This is a genomic window from Paenibacillus sp. P13VS (assembly GCF_015143645.1).
Classification (GTDB): Bacteria; Bacillota; Bacilli; order Paenibacillales; family Paenibacillaceae; genus Paenibacillus; species Paenibacillus xylanilyticus_A.
The window spans coordinates 412,193-429,982 of sequence record NZ_WYEV01000003.1; the positions used below are offsets into that span (position 1 = coordinate 412,193).

The 17,790-nt window shown below is 42.4% G+C and carries 14 protein-coding genes and 1 pseudogene; 2 read left to right on the forward strand and 13 right to left on the reverse strand.

All coding sequences use genetic code 11. The features are described 5' to 3' along the window. Positions 1-118: 118 nt before the first annotated feature. The 4 genes and pseudogenes from GUA98_RS06870 to GUA98_RS06885 all read right to left on the reverse strand — a co-directional run bounded on the left by GUA98_RS06870 (position 119) and on the right by GUA98_RS06885 (position 3,553). On the reverse strand, positions 119-1,144 hold the full coding sequence (locus GUA98_RS06870; protein ID WP_193722508.1) for a leucine-rich repeat domain-containing protein: 1,026 nt from the start codon (positions 1,142-1,144) through the stop codon (positions 119-121). A 325-nt stretch (positions 1,145-1,469) separates the two neighbouring features. Further along, on the reverse strand, positions 1,470-1,838 hold the full coding sequence (locus GUA98_RS06875) for a nuclear transport factor 2 family protein (RefSeq protein ID WP_193722509.1): 369 nt from the start codon (positions 1,836-1,838) through the stop codon (positions 1,470-1,472). A gap of 90 nt (positions 1,839-1,928) precedes the next feature. Further along, positions 1,929-2,289: pseudogene (locus tag GUA98_RS29435) on the reverse strand (MFS transporter); the annotation flags it as partial. Between the two features lie 334 nt (positions 2,290-2,623). Next, complete coding sequence (locus GUA98_RS06885) at positions 2,624-3,553, reverse strand: zinc-binding dehydrogenase (protein WP_193722511.1); 930 nt, start codon at positions 3,551-3,553, stop codon at positions 2,624-2,626. Between the two features lie 115 nt (positions 3,554-3,668). Here GUA98_RS06885 and GUA98_RS06890 point away from each other — a divergent pair, with 115 nt between their 5' ends. After that, positions 3,669-4,583: a hypothetical protein gene (locus GUA98_RS06890; protein WP_193722512.1), complete on the forward strand. Its 915-nt coding sequence runs from the start codon at positions 3,669-3,671 to the stop codon at positions 4,581-4,583. Between the two features lie 841 nt (positions 4,584-5,424). Here GUA98_RS06890 and GUA98_RS06895 read toward each other — a convergent pair. From GUA98_RS06895 to GUA98_RS06915, 5 genes are all read right to left on the reverse strand, one after another. Next, positions 5,425-6,249: an aldo/keto reductase gene (locus GUA98_RS06895; protein ID WP_193722513.1), complete on the reverse strand. Its 825-nt coding sequence runs from the start codon at positions 6,247-6,249 to the stop codon at positions 5,425-5,427. A gap of 24 nt (positions 6,250-6,273) precedes the next feature. Beyond that, entirely contained in the window at positions 6,274-7,212 is a 939-nt protein-coding gene (locus tag GUA98_RS06900) for an aldo/keto reductase (protein WP_193722514.1), read from the reverse strand. Between the two features lie 108 nt (positions 7,213-7,320). Beyond that, positions 7,321-8,058 carry an IclR family transcriptional regulator gene (locus GUA98_RS06905; RefSeq protein WP_193722515.1) on the reverse strand — a complete coding sequence of 246 codons (738 nt, stop codon included), beginning with the start codon at positions 8,056-8,058 and terminating at the stop codon, positions 7,321-7,323. A 370-nt stretch (positions 8,059-8,428) separates the two neighbouring features. After that, positions 8,429-8,851, reverse strand: a complete 423-nt coding sequence (locus GUA98_RS06910) for a GNAT family N-acetyltransferase (RefSeq protein WP_193722516.1) — start codon at positions 8,849-8,851, stop codon at positions 8,429-8,431. A 466-nt stretch (positions 8,852-9,317) separates the two neighbouring features. After that, positions 9,318-10,340: an aldo/keto reductase gene (locus tag GUA98_RS06915; RefSeq protein WP_193722517.1), complete on the reverse strand. Its 1,023-nt coding sequence runs from the start codon at positions 10,338-10,340 to the stop codon at positions 9,318-9,320. Positions 10,341-10,519: 179 nt separating this feature from the next. On the opposite strand from GUA98_RS06915, the gene GUA98_RS06920 reads away from it, so the two are divergent. After that, a complete protein-coding gene (locus tag GUA98_RS06920; protein ID WP_321573841.1) occupies positions 10,520-11,104 on the forward strand; it encodes a TetR/AcrR family transcriptional regulator in 585 nt (194 codons plus the stop codon). A gap of 453 nt (positions 11,105-11,557) precedes the next feature. Here the strand turns inward: GUA98_RS06920 and GUA98_RS06925 are convergent, their stop codons facing one another. From GUA98_RS06925 to GUA98_RS06940, 4 genes are read right to left on the reverse strand one after another with little or no spacing between them, the layout of a single operon-like run. Further along, positions 11,558-13,885 (reverse strand): family 43 glycosylhydrolase, encoded by a 2,328-nt coding sequence (locus GUA98_RS06925; RefSeq protein WP_227779459.1) that lies wholly within the window; start codon positions 13,883-13,885, stop codon positions 11,558-11,560. Between the two features lie 26 nt (positions 13,886-13,911). Next, positions 13,912-15,882 (reverse strand): TIM-barrel domain-containing protein, encoded by a 1,971-nt coding sequence (locus GUA98_RS06930; protein WP_193722519.1) that lies wholly within the window; start codon positions 15,880-15,882, stop codon positions 13,912-13,914. A 1-nt stretch (position 15,883) separates the two neighbouring features. Next, complete coding sequence (locus GUA98_RS06935; RefSeq protein WP_153978615.1) at positions 15,884-16,843, reverse strand: AraC family transcriptional regulator; 960 nt, start codon at positions 16,841-16,843, stop codon at positions 15,884-15,886. Between the two features lie 29 nt (positions 16,844-16,872). Next, positions 16,873-17,751, reverse strand: coding sequence for a carbohydrate ABC transporter permease (locus GUA98_RS06940; protein WP_236146809.1), 879 nt, complete (start codon positions 17,749-17,751; stop codon positions 16,873-16,875). Positions 17,752-17,790 lie beyond the last annotated feature (39 nt).

Sequence of the window (17,790 nt, forward strand, 5' to 3'; positions counted from 1 at the left end):
CACGCCCCCTTTGATCCATTTTTGTAACTGTAGAAGAGATCCTTTTCTATTAGTACCTCGTCTAGTTTGAAGATATGCCTAGTCTTGTGCACTACGTATAGATTTTCGCTATTGATGTTTACCCTAAATGGTTTTGTAAATGCACTAGCCACATGGACTTCATTCGCTTGTCTTCAGCAATATTCTCATAGAGAATATGCTCCTTCCCTGCTTGATTGAACCAGTTGCGTAATGCTGCAATCCTTCCTTTATTAAAATCAATAAACCGAAAATCCAGTTGTTGTAAGTACTCCATTTCAACTAAAGCCTCTAAATCCTTGGCTTTAATACTTGTGGAAATCTGCCTTAGTTCTAACATTTCAAGAAGCTGTGCTGACCACAAATGATCTATATGTTTTAACGCTTTCATATTATCCAGTTCCAGCTGTCTAAGATTATGCATTTTAGAGAAATCACATAAAGCTTCCACCTTAGACAAAGATAATCGTAAATAAGTAAGATTTTGCATTGAAGCTATATCATCTAGGTTCGTTAAGTTACGTATACCAGCTAAGCTAAGCATTTTAATAGTAGAATTCGCAAGTGCTGCAAGGGATCCTTTCAAGGTACAATCATGTATAAATAGAGACTCCAATTGGGTTAATCGAAGAACAAAATCAACGTCATGAATAGTAGTACTCAAAATGAGTGTATCCAGTTCAGTTGCATCGCCTATCGGCGTTAAGTCTGCAAATTTTCCATTTAACGAGAGATATTGAAGATTTCTAAAGTTTGAAATAAAGTTAATGTTTACAGGCATGGTACTTGTAATTGATAAAAACTGCAATCGCTCTAGTTTACCAAGCATACTCAGATCAATATGGTGAAGAAGGTTTAACTGTAAAGCAGTTATATGCTTTAAATCAGCTATAATCTGTAATAATTCTTCTGTGTAGCATCCTTTCATATCAATTTGACGAACTGATAATACTAAATCCGGGCGTTTAGCAAATACATGCTTATCTAACTCTTCTAAATCTTTGAGCTTATCTATATCAATTACAAATGAAATAAGCGCCCGATGTCCCAGTTGCTTAATCGCTTTATTCATTTTTCCTTTAGTCCAAGGTGCACCATGCATAGAGCTTGTCCATCCTTCTCCCATATTGACTCCCCCAATCCTTTTTTTTGCTACCCATAGTCTATCTAAAAATGATTGTTAATTAAGCTATCAGAATCTCTATCTGAGATAGTTTTAATTTTTACTGCATTTTACAGGGAATCGATATGTGGAGCAAGTTCATGATTTTATTGGTTCTGTAGAGCATCCATCCTTCGGTTATTCTCTCTCTTATTAGATATACGCCTAATCAGCAATAGGAACGTGTTCTTGTCCATTCCGGCAATATAAAAAAGCCGCTAAAAAAGCGACTTCAATGGGAACATGTTCTTGTTTCTCGACAACATAGTTCACCGATTCTTAGACACATTTAATCAATCTTACATGGTCTAAACGTTTCATGTGTAGCTTCATACTCTTCTATTAATTGGATCTTACTTCCATCAAATCTAATCTTTGATATACCATCAAATGAATAAAGTTGTTTTTCTTTTGCTTTAAAATACCATTCTACAAAAAATAAGGTTTCATTTACTTGATGAATATTTTTTATCTTCCACTCTAAGACAACTTGCTTCAGTAACATTTTTTCAATCCACAAATGGACTTCCTCTATACCCACATACATTGCTCCATAACATTCGCGGTAGATAATATCATCAGAAAAATACGTATCTAACAACGTAAAATCTCTAGTTACCCACATAAGGAAATATTTTTTTATAATTTCTTCTTTCATAAGTACTCCTCTATTTTTTAATTAAGTGCTTCTTAACTTGTGTTTTGAATCTATTATATCAAATGAACAGAAAAAAAGGATTTACATAAGTTATAAGAACTCAGTTTCTGCTTTTTTGTCCAATTCTCGGATGGAGGGAAGAGATGCACATAGTATGGCAATTCCGATGATGACAACCCCCGATAACAGAAACCACGTGTTAATGCCAACTCGATCCCGAGAAAATACCGGACACGATCAATCCGATCGGCATGGCAAAGGATACTAGGCTACCCAACAGGCCAAATACCCGTCCCAAATACTCAGGTTGTATCTTCTCCTGTATGAGTGCCATCTGTACACCGTTATAGAACGGACTGGATAAGCCCATCAAGACGCTGCATAGAACAAAAACGAGATAGCCATTGACCGGCAATAGACCAGAAATCAATAAAGCGATCCCCATCAACGAGTTAGAAAACATGACGCTCAGCGCACGGTTTTTGAATCCGCACTTCTACAGTCCTTATATAGGATCCCTTATTATTTATATAAATAATAACCTATAATTAGGGGACCACGTCGGCAGCGAACTATGCACTATCCTTCTGTTAGTTGAACAAAAGCAGCCGACATTCATGACGACAAACCCTAAATCGTAATTGTGGCGGAAAGTTATTTGAACCGCTTAAATAATGCCGTACGTTTTAAAATCAATTTGCTGTATTTGCACAACTTTCTTAGTTAATTATTCATAGATAAGTGCTATTTCTTCTTGGAATCGGGGTTTACCACAAGGTTCATATTTAGATCGTAAGCACAGCTTTGCCTGAAAAACCGCGATTGATTAATTGACGTGCCACGGAATCAATCTGCTCCCAGGATTCTTGGACCGCGATACCCGTCTGCAATTTCCCTGCTTCAACCAACCGAGTGAGCATGGCAAGATCTTGCGAAGGGGCATGGCGGTTCATTTCTTCACCGAGAAAAAAGCTATACAACGTCCTTCCCCCTAAACCGAGCATATGCAAAGAAGAAGTATCTGAAGAAGAATGACCCAGGGATACGCAGACGCCTTGTGGGATCAACTGTGGGAAAAGAGCCGCGAGTGTATCTCCGCCAACGGAATCGATGATAAAATCATACGGGCCATTCGTAGCGATGGCTTTCGTCACGTCTTCCCCAACAAGGACTTCATCTGCGCCAAATGCCATAGCTTGCTCGGCCTTGGACTCGGAACGTGCCACGCCGATTGTATAAGCTCCGGATAAGGCTCCCAATTGATGAGCGAACGCACCGACCCCTCCGGTTGAACCAGTGATTAACACTCGCTTGCCTAGCAAGAGTCCGCCTTTACGCAAAGCGTATAGAGCCGAGAGCCCAGCAACTGGTAAGACAGCAGCTTGTTCGAAGGTGATCTCGTCTGGAATTTCAGCGAGAGTCAGGGCAGGTACCGCGATTTGCTCCGCCCAAGCTCCCGTTAGCAATAAACCGACTACACGGCTTCCTTTCTTCGGACCGTCCCCGTTTAAGGCCTCCTGACGTACAACACCGGAGAAATCCCAGCCGGGCCTGCTCGTTTCCTGGCGCTGGATTGCATCGACGACTTCGCCGCGATTCAGCGAGAAAGCTTTAACTTCCACGATGGTCTCCCAAGGTTGTGCTTGCGGTGTTTCAACTTCCTGAATAGTGAATGGATTTTTGTTGTGCGGGTTGACAAAAATCGCACGTATCATAATAAATCCCCCTTTTTTCAACGCATGATGAATTGGTATACTTTGTAGTATATCCACAGCAATTTCATTTCCCAAGTGCAGAACTACACCTGTTTTTTGAAAGGGGGAGAACACCTTGACGACATCGAATCAAGATAGTAGTGCTGCTGATTTAAAACGTGTACTAGACATGATTGAGCGGCTTCGGATACAGCGGCAACAGAACCCGGGTAAGGTTGCCTCCCGGATCCAGAACATGAAGCGATTTACCCAACAGGAATTGAATGATGAGGCTTGCGGCACATACAAAAACTTGCTGACAGGACGTTCACGGCGCTTGCCTGATCGTCAAACCCTTATGGACATCGCGAATTATTTAGATTGCACAGGCGAAGAACGGAATGATCTGCTTCTTTCGGCAGGGTATGTGCCGATTCCCCTTCCCTTAGCTGGCCGTCAATTGGACCGGGTTCTGGACCAAGCCAGATCCATGCTGCATCAGTTGCCTTATCCGGGGATGATCGTGACCGATATGCTGGATATCGTCGGATTTAATGAGGCTTTCTGTAACTTGTTTGGTCTGTCCGATTTCATTGCCTCCAATCCGCCTAATATGATTGATCTTCACTTCAATGAGGATATGCCTATCCGAGCGGCTTCTTCCTTTGACGAGAAGTCGCAGGCCCGCTGGGAATCCCATGGAATTGTTGGCATTCAAGCCTTTAAGAGCCACCACCCCGCTCTATTTGTCGACCCTAAATATGCGCGTTTTCATAGGATGATGGATAAATACGCAGAGCTGCATGAGTTTTGGGATAGAGAGGCATGGACGGTAGAGCAGGATTTAAATACGGCGAAACATTTCCTTGCTAGGTTGCCATGCTCAGCAGAACGTAAACCTATACGGTACTATCAATTACACCTTGCTGTGACCTATCAAGCTTACCCGCGAATCGAATTCTTTGTACCGGCGGATGAATCCGCACGGCAAGTATTTGCTGCGTGGGGGTGTGCTACTGATTGTTCATTTAAAAGTTGGCACTACGTATGATATAGATGGCGATTTGAATATGTGAAACAGTCCCACACAATCAACTAACTTGGCAAACTTGAGAAGTAACTTTTTTGAGATTTCGTACAAAATTCGAGTCGTTTGATCCATAAGAAATGTGAAAACTGTCCTGCATTAGACTGCCTATCGAGATTTTTTAAATACATTGCTCAGTGTTTAGATAACTATCTAATCGGAAATCGGACTATGTTCTTATCCAGTCCGGCAATCAATACAAGTTCTTGTCCTTGGCTGGGGACAAGGACTTGTACCGTTAACATAAAAAAGCCGCTAAGATAGCGACTTCAATGGGACCATGTTCTTGTCCCTCGGCAATAATGTCTCCCTCCTTTTGATCCATTTTTGTAGTTGAAGAAGCGATCCTTTTCTACTAGTACATCGTCTTCGGAGTTTGAAGACATGCACAGTCTTGTGCATTACTTATAGATTTCCCCTATTTATGTTGCCCTAAATGGTTTTGTAAGTGCATTAGCCACATGGACTTCGTTCGCTTGTCTTCAGGAATATCCTCATAGAGGATATGCTCCTTCCCTGCTTGATTTAACCTGTTGCGTAATGCTGCAATCCTTCCACCCGATACCAACCATTCCAAACAGACCTGTAATCTGACTCGAATAATGATAGGGATACCCTTCGAGCAAAAAAACAAGAGAAGTCCAAAATAGGCTGAATGCTGCAAAGTTCAACGCCCCAATTAAAATAGCTTCGCGTAGAAGGGATTGTTTTCGAAGTAACGCCCAGAAAGATTTCAATAGTTGACTAAACGGTGGTGAATGCTGATGCGATCGCCAACGTTAACAATAATGGCTTACTTAGATCATTAGGCATCTCGGAACTTGCTCATATCAGGCGTTGGCAATTTTTCGCTCTTATTAAGCGAGGCAATTCGTGTGACTTCTTCATCCGAGAGCGTAAAATCAAAAATGTTATGGTTTTCCATCATTCTGATTTTATTGAACGATTTAGGGATGGTCACAAACCCGCTTTGAATGTCCCATCGAAGAATGACTTTAGCGACAGATTTGTGGTGCCTTCCTGCAATTTCAAGCAGTGCCGGGTGGTCATTTAGTAGTCCCTTCATCAGCGGCGACCAAGCTTCCATTTGAATCTGATGCTGTTTGCAATACGTACTCAGTTCATTACGTGTTAGGTGAGGGTGAAACTCGACCTGATTAACCATGGGTTGAATGGTAGCAACTGATTTTAGCTGTTCCAGGTCGGCGATTTCGAAATTGCTAACTCCGATTGCACGAACCTTCTTTTGCCTGTATAGCTCTTCTAACGCCTTCCATGTTTCGTGTGATTTCCCTTCCACGGGCCAGTGTATCAAATACAAATCCAGATAATCCAGTTTTAGCGCTTCGAGGCTTTTGTTAAACGCTGTAAGGGTAGACTCGTATCCCTGATCCCCATTAGCCACCTTTGTAGTAACGAAAATATTTTCACGATTCACACCAGACTCAATAATGGCCTGTCCAACTTGATTTTCATTGCGATATGCGGTCGCAGTATCGATGCTCAGGTACCCATTTTGCAATGCATATTTTACAGGCTCTGTTGCATCTTCACGCTCCGCTGTCCAAACACCAAGACCCATCCAAGGCATTTTCACACCATTTCGCAAGACGGTAAAAGTATCATTCATTATGTTATCCTCCTAAAGTTAGTTTTAACTTTTAATAATGCCCTCAATAATATCAAGATCTTTTTGTGTGAACGTTACATCGCTGGTTCGGCTATTTAGTACCACTTGATCTTTCCGCTTTCCTCCTGGAATCACGGCATCAATTCCTTCCTGGGAAAGCAGCCAAGCAAGCGACAAATTCGTCAACGTTGTTTCTTTCTCTTCCGCAAGTTCCTTCAGGCTGCTCACGATTTTTAGGCTCTTTTTAAATGCTTCCTTCTCGAACAACGGCTGCCCTCGTCTCCAATCTCCTTCTGCTAATTTGAAATCGTCCGTGTATTTGCCCCCAAGTAAACCATAGACAAGTGGACCGTACGGAATAAAGGAAATATTATTTTCTCTAGTGTAAGGTAGTAATTTTTGCTCAGCGGAGCGATCGAGCAGATGGTATGGCGACTGCAGTACGGATATATTTCCATGTACATTTGCCTCTTTAAGTTGCTCCAACGATACGTTGGAAATTCCGATGGCCTTGATTTTTCCTTCCTGCTTGAGTTTCGCGAGTTCACCAATTGCTTCTGCCAACGGTGTTTTAGTATCAGGAAAATGAAGGTAGTACAAGTCCACGTAGTCGGTCTTCAATCGATGCAAGCTTCTTTCTAGTGCACTACGCAGATATTGAGGTGTATTATCTACAACAACAGATCCATCTGCAAACCAACGTCTTCCGCCCTTTGTCGCAACTACAACATCCTCTCTGTTATATCTTGTGAGCACTTCTCCAATAAGTTCTTCCGAGCGGCCTTTTCCGTAAATATCTGCTGTATCTATGAATGTAATGCCTAGCTGTAATGCTGCATCAACCATCTCGATGCCATCAACTTCATTCAAGTCAGTGAATAAGTTGTGCCCCCCGACTGCATTTGTCCCGAGTCCAATTTCAGATACCTTCAGGTCAGTACCACGCAACTTTTGATATATCATGGTTGTTCTTCACTCCTTTGTTAAACGTTTGCCCTTACACCTGTAATTCTAAAGGTTGTAGTTAAAACGAAAAACAAACATAAAAAGAGTTTCTAATAAAGAAACTCTCTAACGCGACTTTAAATGTTCCAGCTCCAAGGATAGCTGTCTGCTGTAACGCTTGACCATGTTGGATAATGAACGTATTGATCTTCTTCTTATACTCTCCGTATCCCCATGAATAGCTAGTGAACCGATAACACGACCATTTATGTAGACAGGAGCAGCCACACACCGTTTTCCAACATTCGTCTCTTCATCATCGACGGCAAATCCTTGTTCTTTGATTACCTCTAAATGATGTTTAAATAAATCCTTATCATTAAAAGTCTTTCTGGTAATGTTGCTTAACGAAAGCTTCTTCAGGATCTCAGCTTGAAGATCAGACGGTAAATTAGCAAATACAGCTTTTCCAATTGCACTTGTATAAATAGGGGATCGACTACCAATGGCGTTCAAGTCAGGCATCATAGAAGGCGTCAAAATCACATTTTTGATTACAAGCTCTTCGTTTTCAAGTATGCCAACGAATACTTTTTCTCCGCTCACTTCAGCCAATCGATAAGGTGTATTAAGGGACGACCACTGAATATCACGGATTATATGTATACGATCGTCAAAGAAAATACTGGGGTTCAAATAATAGTATTTTTCGACTTTTTTGATGTATTGCATTTTTTCCAAAGTAAATAACAGTTTATAGACGGTTGTCTTATTCAAAGATAATTCTTCCATTATCTGACTCATTGAAAGAGAATGCTTTTCACGCAATAAATCAAGAATAATCAGTCCTCTTTTTAACGTCATGAGTTCGTATGACTCCATTTTCATTTCCATCTCGTTTCTCAGTTGAATTATGAAATCTAATATAATGGAATATCAAATCTCTTTCAAATCCTTTGAGGGCAATATGCCAATTAGATATACGCCTAATCGGAAATAGGAACATGTTCTTGCTAATACGGTAATCGGTCTAATTTCTTGTCCTTGGCTCGGGACAAGAACTTGTACCTAAAATAAAAAAGCCGCTAAAATAGCGACTGTAGGACCATTTCGTTTCTTCATGAATCACCTTTTTGTCAAGTTTCATTCGGTTTGCAATAGCTCATTGAATTCGGACAAAGCTTTTTCTATTGTTCTTTTCGTATATTTTTCTAATATGATGTCTTCTTTTACCTCATTCCTTATATTGAAGAACCCAATATTTCGCTCCAGGCTCGCCTTCTTCTACGACAGCCTTCCAGCCTTGCTTTTTATAAAATGTGAGTGCTTTATAATTATCAGAGACACATTTTAATGTAACTGGTGTTCCCAATTCGGCCACAGATTGCTGGAGTAACTGCTTTCCCACCCCTTTGCCGGCAGCACTCGGGTGCACAAACAAATTATGAATAAAGCGGTCAGGTACATAGAGTGACGCAAAACCAAGTACTTCATCGTTTTCCTCTGCCAAAAGAATCTGTTCTTCCGAGGTATCCCGGTCAAAATCGTCAAGCTTCATCTCATTGGCATTAGCCCAGTGAAAGCTCTCCCGCCGGGAATCCAAATAAATTTGTCTCAATTGCGGATAGTCTGTAATACTGGCTTCTCTAATGATCATCCGATCAATCCCCTTTCTTCTCTTATCCATTTAGTTTTTACCAGGAGCCGACGTTTACCATTTGTTTAGCCTGCACACGACCTACCAGTAACAAACCCTCACTGAGGAAGTGTAATAGCAATACAAAAAAATAATACGAGGTAGTACTCCATATCCTTTCCCCCTAATGTAACTAACAACGCTAAAATAAAATAGGTTTTCATAGCATATTTTGATAATCTCAGCTATCATATGCATCCGTTTATTAAGCTTAAAAGAAATTCAATCTTTAGGAAAGTATCTTCGCTTTAAACTCCGATTTCCAGTGATGAGGTACTTTAATATGAACTAAAACACTACTGCACTTTGCATCTCAGAAGCGATACAGTGGATCAACCATAATTATTCCGAGCCTTTAATCATTGAAGAGTTGGCTAAGCCTGTCGTTATTTAGGTTAATCTAGCGTTTCCCGATCTCTTAAGAAATTTAACGTCTTCGCCGTTCAGTGCTCATCCACTCAGGAGTCCAGCTTTGTTCTTTATCATCAATCCGTTTGCCCGGTGGATTAATGGCATCAATAGCATCCAACACATCTGTATCGAGTTTCACCTTAGACCCAGAGATATAGGCTTGTAATTGATCTATGGTACGTGGTCCCCACAGGGTTGATGTGACAAACGGATGACTTTGCGTAAAAGCAATCGCCATGTCCGCTAATGAAATCCCTGCTTCATTTGCTAATTGCTGCAACTTCTCTATGACCTTAAATTTATATTCATTTTCAGCCAATTCGGGATCTAATGTATCTGCATAGCCTTTTAATGTAGCAGCACGTGAATCGCTCTGTGCAGTCTGACCCGCCTTGTATTTTCCAGTTAGTAGGCCACCAGATAAGGGGCTGTATACAAACAGAGATAGGTCATAAAGTTTTGCTATCTCAGCAAGTTCAAATTCCATTCTTCGATTAATCATAGAATATGGCGTTTGCTCGCTTACGAAACGTTGAATATGATATCGATCGCTAATGTTTTGTGCGTGAACCATTTGCCATCCCAGATGATTGGAAGTTCCGATATGATGAATTTTCCCTTCTTTCACCAAGTCGTTTAATGTCATTAGAATCTCTTCGTAAGCAACGAATTCAAAGGGAAGATGAAGTTGATAAAGATCAATATAATCGGTTTGTAAACGTAACAGGCTTTGTTCAACAGCGATTCGTATCCATCCTCGTGATGCACCATTTTGGTTTACTTTATCAGCAGCTTCCGCTCCGAATTTAGAAGCTATTATGACATTCTGCCGTTTATTCTTAATCGCTTTACCGATAATACGCTCTGATTCCCCTTTTCCGTAGATATTGGATGTATCAATCAGATTAATTCCGAAGTCTAAAGCTTCATCAATGATTTTTATGCTCTCAACTTCACTTGCTCTAGTTCCAAAACTGGATCCGCCTAATGCAAACGCACTAACCTTTGTACCTGTCTTTCCAAGATATCGATATTCCATGGTACCCTCCTAAATGTAGTCAGCTCAAAATAATAAACACGTGTTGATTAAAGCTGTAGAACCTATTATAATTTGGCATTATTGGATGATCAATAAACACATAAGGTTACGTGTTGATTAATAGACACGACGTGAAAACTGTTCACAAATCTATACAATTTCATACTAGGAGAAAAATAGTGATCAAGAATAGCACTGATATGAGAGTGATCCGTAGTCGCACACTAATGGAAAATGCATTGATATTTATATTAGAAAATGAAGGTATTAAGGGGTTGTCTGTTAAAAACCTTTGTAAAATAGCAGGAATTAATCGAGGAACATTTTATTTGCATTTTAATGATATTTTTCATCTGATAGAGGAAACTGAGTTTGTTCAAGGATTATTGAATGTATTTGAACCCATCAATATTCAAGAGTTAATGAGCCACGAGTACGATCATGCAGCTTACCCTCCAATCACGAAAGCCTTTCAATATTTGCATGATCATGCTAGCTTCTTCAAAACACTTATTTGTTCGGGAGCCCCAACTGAACTAAGAGAGCGACTCCAATACCTGGTGGGCACACGAATGTTTGAAAATTTAACAAAAGATCCAGCCTATATGTTTTCTGACTATGCAATTGCTTATTTAGGAAATGCACAGTTCGGAATTATTCAGCACTGGTTTATGACAAATCGTGAACTTCCACCAGAAGATATAGCGAGGATACTAACCGCATTTATCCGCAAATCTCCGTGTCTTGTTTATGAGGGTTACTGAGGAATTTCCAATTTGAAGAGCGCCAGTTCAATTTTTTGAACTGGCGCTCTCATTGTGAATGACTTTAAGACTTAGCATTTTAAGCATTGCAGAAACGGTCCCCACATGACTGATTTCATGCATCACACTCGAAAGAACAAACTCTCCTACGGATTCGGCTTTATAAAAGTTTCCCTCTACAGACACTTCAAGGTATATCATGAATCCGAACTTGCTGCTCCCTCAATTGGGCCAATAATAAATCCATTCAGGAGCGTTTTCCCGCCATTCTGTCGGGATCACTTTTACGCACAAGCACACCTTCACGCCATAAAAATGAATTGTTATCTGCCACTTGAGTAGCTCAAAGTTCGAATTAAGCTGACTGTTTCGGTAATAGGATGAAGCAAGCGCGGACAGACTTGCAATGGGTTAAGCTAGCATCAAATCACCAATGTCAATATCGATTGTCTTTCACGGTTCTACGATGACCCTGAGCTTTACTTGAGTCAGTTCTTGGTTCAGATCACGGTCAGGAGACAGATCAAAAACAGGCAACCTGTCCCGGTTAAAGTGTACTCGGCGAAGACCTACAGATCTCTTGCCAACCGGATTCGGACCGATGCCATGGTACACCAGCATTAGATTGCCGTATTCATCCGTAACAAAGGAGTTGTGTCCTGGGCCGTACTCCTTCTCTACCGATAACGAAGATAATACAGGCGCGTTGCTCTTGACCCAGCTGCCGGGATTCAAGAGATCCGTCCCTCTTTTGGCAGTCAAGGTTCCCACGACATAGGTAGGCTCATTAGCAGACCCACCGGAATATGTAATAAGAATATAATCGTCGGTAACGATACAATACGGGCCTTCATTATTGATCGTATGCCTGTTATTTTCCCAACCATAAAGCGGCCGTGTTATTAACACCGGATCACTGGTCAATTGCCAGGGTCTTGCTGGATCGATCGTAGCGATAAACAGCATGGAACCTGAGTCTTCCGGTGACCAGCGGCGCCAGGACCAGATGACATAAGATCCTCCATCGACTTCCAAGTACGTCATATCGAGTGTAATATCCAATGCCTCGCCGTCCTCGCGAACCGCCCCCAGATACACACCATCCTTATTAACCATGCGAATGGGAAGTTCCCAGTCAGATGCATTGAGGATTCGTCCTTGATTCTTCAGCTTCATAATGTGAGCCTGCGGCCCCCATACCGAACTGCTGACCGCAAAGAAAATGTATAGGTCGTTGCCCACGGCATGAAACTCGGGTGCCCAGAAGGTCTGGGTATATCCTCTGAGCTCATCTTTATCCAAAACGACATGCTCAATGGTATCGGGCGCAAACAGGCCTTGAATGGTATCGGCTTCACGTACATACAGTCCGATATTGCCATTATCATCATTCGTTGCGATAAAATAGTACTTATCCTGCCATCTCAATATGTGAGGATCTGCCCGGTCGACCGCGACGGGAAAAGGATAGAACTGCTGTATGACCGTCCCGGTGATCTCATAACTTCCCGACTGATGAAAGTTGATATCGTCTGTATTCCATTTCACCTGCTTGACTGCCTTCGAGCCATCGGTATATATCGCGGTTGCCGTAATGGCGTGAATGTCATCTATCGTTTTAATTACTGCCGTTTCCGGAACTTCAATAGCTTCATTCATCAACGGCGACCGTCGAAGGAGTAAATTTCTGCCGAAATCACCCTCCACCTCGATCACGTTTGCCTCCACTGCGCCTTCTATATCCGTCCGAACCATATCATGCGCTAACAACCTTCCCGGAACAGGTTCAGAGACGGTTTGTACATCATACAGATCTTCCATGTCATTTCTGTAATATTTGCCGCTATAGTCACACCAATGAATTTCATATTTACCTTTGCTGGAATTATATTTGCACGTCACTTCGCGAACATACGCATCCACTCCGAGATGAACCTGACCAATCTCGGTGAACGAGATCAAATCATTCGTTTTCCATAACAAAATGCAGCCTCTACTCTCATGATCAGCACTGCCATCAGCGTTGATACGAACGGCCACTACACCAAAAGTTCCATCAGTGGCATGGAATAGATATGGATTACGCAGCCCCTTCTCCTTGATCGTATTGTTTGTTGAGATCGTGGCGGTAGCATATAAAATACCAGAATTATAATGAAGAGATTGGTATGTTTTGGAGGGATGACTGCGATAAGCCAGATGAAGACTATAAGCCAGGTAAGTGGAATAGAGCTGTTCATCCTCCAATGGTACTCGAGTATAGGCAAGAACACTCCCAAAATCGTTACCCAGAATCCTTACCTCGAAAGTCTTGGATGCAACAATGGAACCATCCATCCTGAATGAAGACACCAACGAAACGGTTTCACTTCCCCCTTCTGGGGCCAGGATATTTCCGGCAGTGTCAACTAATAGACTCCCGGTCCAGTGGATTGTTCCCAAACCGAATTGACGGTGCAGTGTGTTTCCCGGTACAAGCACATAAGGAATGCTGAAGTTATCGCAGAAATACGCAGCCTGTTCATTTTTGGGAACAACCGGAATCACATAGTCCCTGCGCACACTCTGACCCTTACCGGAAATAGCAGCCTGCAAGGTTACCCGTGCCAACTTCTCGGGTAATGTTACCTTGCCTTCGTTGGTAATGATGGCCGGATGACTGGAAACCCATTTTATAGGCATGCCATTCACCAGAGCTGGAAGCTTAAGCTTATTTTCTGTCAGAATGGCTCCCATCGGGATACAGTCGTTTAGTGCCAATTTATCTAGTAATCCATTCATATCCATGATCGCTTCTATCCCACCCTTCATCCTAATATCGGCAACTCGGCATCATCTCGCGTAAACAACGGAATTTGCTCTAAAGGTGCTTCTACAATAATGGTCTGGCCTCCTTGGAATCTCTCGCTACTATAGGCGTTGATCCAAGCTGACCCTAATGGCAAATACACCGAGCGCTTTCGTTCTCCTTCGAACAGAACGGGAGCAACCAGCAAGTCTGGACCAAACATATACTGATCATCAATATTCCATGCCTCTTCATCCTGAGGAAAGTCGTAGAACAAGGGGCGCATTGGAGGTGTCCCTTGTTCATGAGCCGCCCGCATTATATCGGATATGTAAGGCTTCAGACGCTCACGAAGGTGCAGGTATTTCTTAAAGATTTCGTAGGCTTCATCCCCATAGCTCCATACTTCGTTATCCGATCCGCTTCCGCAAACTCCGCCGCCTTTTGTCCCTGATGGAGCAATAAAGGGTACCCGATCCCCATGCAAGCGAAACACCGGGCATAAGGCACCGTACTGAAACCAGCGAATGATACACTCACGAAAAGAAGAATCCTGCGGATCTCCTCCATGAAATCCACCGATATCTGTTGTCCACCAAGGGATTCCTGCAATGGCCATATTCAGCCCCGCTCTCACTTGCATTCCCAGCACTTTAAAACTGGAGTGTATGTCGCCAGACCACACTAAGGCACCATAACGTTGGCTCCCCGCCCACGCTGTGCGCACGAGATTGATAATATGGGTTTGTCCAGCTGCAGCCATCCCTTCGTACAGAGTTTGGCTGAACTTCTGGGGATAAATATTCCCGACCTGCTGGCTGGAGCCGATGTGATAGCGATAGATATCATGGTCATATACGCTGAGTTCAGGCTCTGCCTCATCCAACCAAAAAATACGAATCCCTTTATCATAATAATTTTTTTTGATCATCTCCCATAAAAATGTACGTGCCTGCGGATGGGTTGCGTCAAAGATAGCATTTTCGCCAAGAAACTGAAACTGCGTGCGAACACCACGATCGGAACGGAGCAAGTAGCCTTTTTCTATCATATACAGATAGTTTTCACTCTCCGTTTGAACGGTAGGCCATACAGAAACCATCAACTCAATGCCCATCTCTTGCAGTTCGCGAACCATAGCTTCTGGATCAGGCCAATACTGCGGGTCGAACTTCCAATCTCCCTGATTGGTCCAATGGAAGAAATCGATTACGATGACGTCAATCGGTAATTCACGGCGCTTGTACTCCCTGGCCACTTGCAGCAATTCCTCCTGGGTACGATAGCGAAGTTTGCACTGCCAAAACCCCATGCCATATTCAGGCATCATCGGAACTCTTCCCGTAACGGCTGAATACGTCTCTTCGATCTCGGCAGGAGTATCACCCGCTGTAATCCAATAATCAAGCTGTTTAGTTGAAGGTGCGTGCCATTGTGTTCCATTCAAGCTGAAATGAACCTCACCAATAGCCGGATTATGCCATAAAAAGCCGTAACCTTCGCTGGATAGAACAAAGGGAACGCTGACCTGGCTGTTGCGATGGGTTAGATCCAAGGTACATCCTTTCAGATTCAAAAAGGTATGCTGGTATTGACCCATGCCAAATAATTTTTCGGATGGTTTCGATTCTAATCGTAATTTAACAGAAAAATCACTGCCGCCCGGAACAGCCTTAAGCTCCCTGCCTCCATATTTTAATTGATATGTTTTTTCCGTTTCTTTCAGTAGTAATTTTCCATCCTGGTTGTAGAACAGAATTTGCCCGCTTCTTTTGATTTCAGCCTTAATCTTCCCATTGACAATCGTAGCAGCCTCTTCGTCGATCATAATTTCGGAGCGGTGCTGAGTCGCAGGCATAAGCGCCCAATCATCATATGTTATCTCTGCATAAGAAGCCCTGATGCGAAGGGAATGCTCCCCCCAAGGCTCTATCCAAAGTCTCTCGTGATCATACTCTCTGACCAGTCGACCATTTTCAGTACGAAACATACTAGCAAGTCCCTCCCAAGTATTTACATGAACAGTCTAGAATGTTGCTTCGATAATGCGTAGGGGTGTAACCATAAGCTCTTTTAAAGGTTTCCGTAAACCGATTGACATTGCTGAACCCTGTCAAATTCGAGATTTCAACAATTTTCTTATCCGTGGTTTCCAATAAATTCACCGCTTCCAACAATCGGTGCTGATTCAATAATTCCAGTGGAGTCAGATCGAATTGCTTTTTGACAAAGCGGCAAAAATACGATGGATTCATATTCACTTGGTTCGCCATGTCATGAAGCGATATGCGTTTGCTGTAATTTTCCTGAATAAAAGCGAGTAATTTGATGGCCAGCAAGGAGTGATGACTCCCTCTGGCGCGGCCCATCCCTGAATCCATATCTTTTGCACAAACTTCTAGCCGAAACAGAATATCGAACAGCATGGCTTTGATTTTTAATTCATAGCCGGCGGGTTTATTCCAATATACATGGATGATTTCTCTTAATACCGAAAATAACCCCAACTGAGAATCCTTATCTTTCGGGATGACTGAAGGATACTGCCGCTGCTGCAAAAATAAAGAGGAAACATACTTACTTTGAATGATATCGTTTTCAAAGCTGGACAAAAAATTATAGTGAACCAGTACAGCATAAAAGACAATCTCCCCCTGATCCACTCGGCTGGCAGAATGCAGCATATTGGGGGGGATGATTAAAACATCCCCGCTGCTTATCTTTATTTTTTCCTGTCCGATATAGAATTGAGCACTACCCTCTTCGATGATTAAAAATTCCAATTCTTCATTCCAGTGAGAATACAACACAAGGTTGCTAAAGCTTGGCACATACGTCTTGTGAACACTCATACGAAACTGCTTATCGCCATGCTGTATTTTCTCCTTCATGTCCTTTGTTACAAATTTGCCGTTCGAATCTTGTGATTCATAACCTTGATGCTTTTTCATGTGTCACCACTCTCGCAGGATATGCGACTTTAACCTTTCACCGCACCAATCATGACACCCTTCTCGAAGTACTTTTGGATAAAAGGGTATACGACTAGCAGCGGTACTGTAGATACGATAATTACAGCAAATTTGATTTGGTCCGCATACTGCTGCGCATAGCTGCCCGCACCCGCTCCTGCACCGGATCCTGCTCCATCAGCAAACGCTTGATTGGATAACAGAATATTTCGCAGAATGATCTGCAGCGGTTGCAAATGATCAGAGTTAAGATATAACAAAGGGTTAAAGAAGTCGTTCCAATGTCCGACAGCATAATACAAGGCAATGACTGAAATAACCGCCTTTGAAAGCGGAGTGACCACAGAGGCCAGGTACCGAAAATGTGAGCAGCCGTCCAAAAGCGCAGCCTCATGCAGATCATCCGGGATGGAGCTTTCAAAAAAGGTTCTTGTAATAATGAGGTTATAGACGCTGACTGCGCCATTGATAATCATGACCCAAGGCGTGTTGAGTAAGTGCAAATCTCTGAACAGCAGATAAGTAGGAATCATGCCTCCGCTGAAGTACATAGTGAATACAAACAAAGGCATAATGACTTTTCTGGCCCTGAACTCCCTGCGTGAAAGGGAATATGCAGCAGGAATCGTAACCACCAGATTCAATAATGTGCCGAAAACCGTATAAATAATCGTGTTCAAATACCCCTGCCAAATTCGGCTATCCACAAATATTTTCTCGTACCCGTAAAAATTGATTCCTTTGGGGAAGAAGATCACATCACCCTGGTTCACCATCGTTGAATTGCTGAATGAAGCAATAACGATGAAATATAAAGGATACGCTATAACGACAAAGGTAAAGATGCTTATGACGATCACGACCAATCTATATAGCCGATCAGCTATGCCGCCACCCGAATCTAGGACATGAACTTTTTTTGAAGT

Coding starts and splice junctions, on each gene's coding strand:
- GUA98_RS06895 (WP_193722513.1), bottom strand. CDS start 6,249: ATGAATGATACTTTTACCGTCTTGCGAAATGGTGTGAAAATGCCTTGG.
- GUA98_RS06915 (WP_193722517.1), bottom strand. CDS start 10,340: ATGGAATATCGATATCTTGGAAAGACAGGTACAAAGGTTAGTGCGTTT.
- GUA98_RS06905 (WP_193722515.1), bottom strand. CDS start 8,058: ATGACGTTAAAAAGAGGACTGATTATTCTTGATTTATTGCGTGAAAAG.
- GUA98_RS06935 (WP_153978615.1), bottom strand. CDS start 16,843: ATGAAAAAGCATCAAGGTTATGAATCACAAGATTCGAACGGCAAATTT.
- GUA98_RS06910 (WP_193722516.1), bottom strand. CDS start 8,851: ATGATCATTAGAGAAGCCAGTATTACAGACTATCCGCAATTGAGACAA.
- GUA98_RS06875 (WP_193722509.1), bottom strand. CDS start 1,838: ATGAAAGAAGAAATTATAAAAAAATATTTCCTTATGTGGGTAACTAGA.
- GUA98_RS06930 (WP_193722519.1), bottom strand. CDS start 15,882: ATGTTTCGTACTGAAAATGGTCGACTGGTCAGAGAGTATGATCACGAG.
- GUA98_RS06925 (WP_227779459.1), bottom strand. CDS start 13,885: ATGAATGGATTACTAGATAAATTGGCACTAAACGACTGTATCCCGATG.
- GUA98_RS06885 (WP_193722511.1), bottom strand. CDS start 3,553: ATGATACGTGCGATTTTTGTCAACCCGCACAACAAAAATCCATTCACT.
- GUA98_RS06870 (WP_193722508.1), bottom strand. CDS start 1,144: ATGGGAGAAGGATGGACAAGCTCTATGCATGGTGCACCTTGGACTAAA.
- GUA98_RS06900 (WP_193722514.1), bottom strand. CDS start 7,212: ATGATATATCAAAAGTTGCGTGGTACTGACCTGAAGGTATCTGAAATT.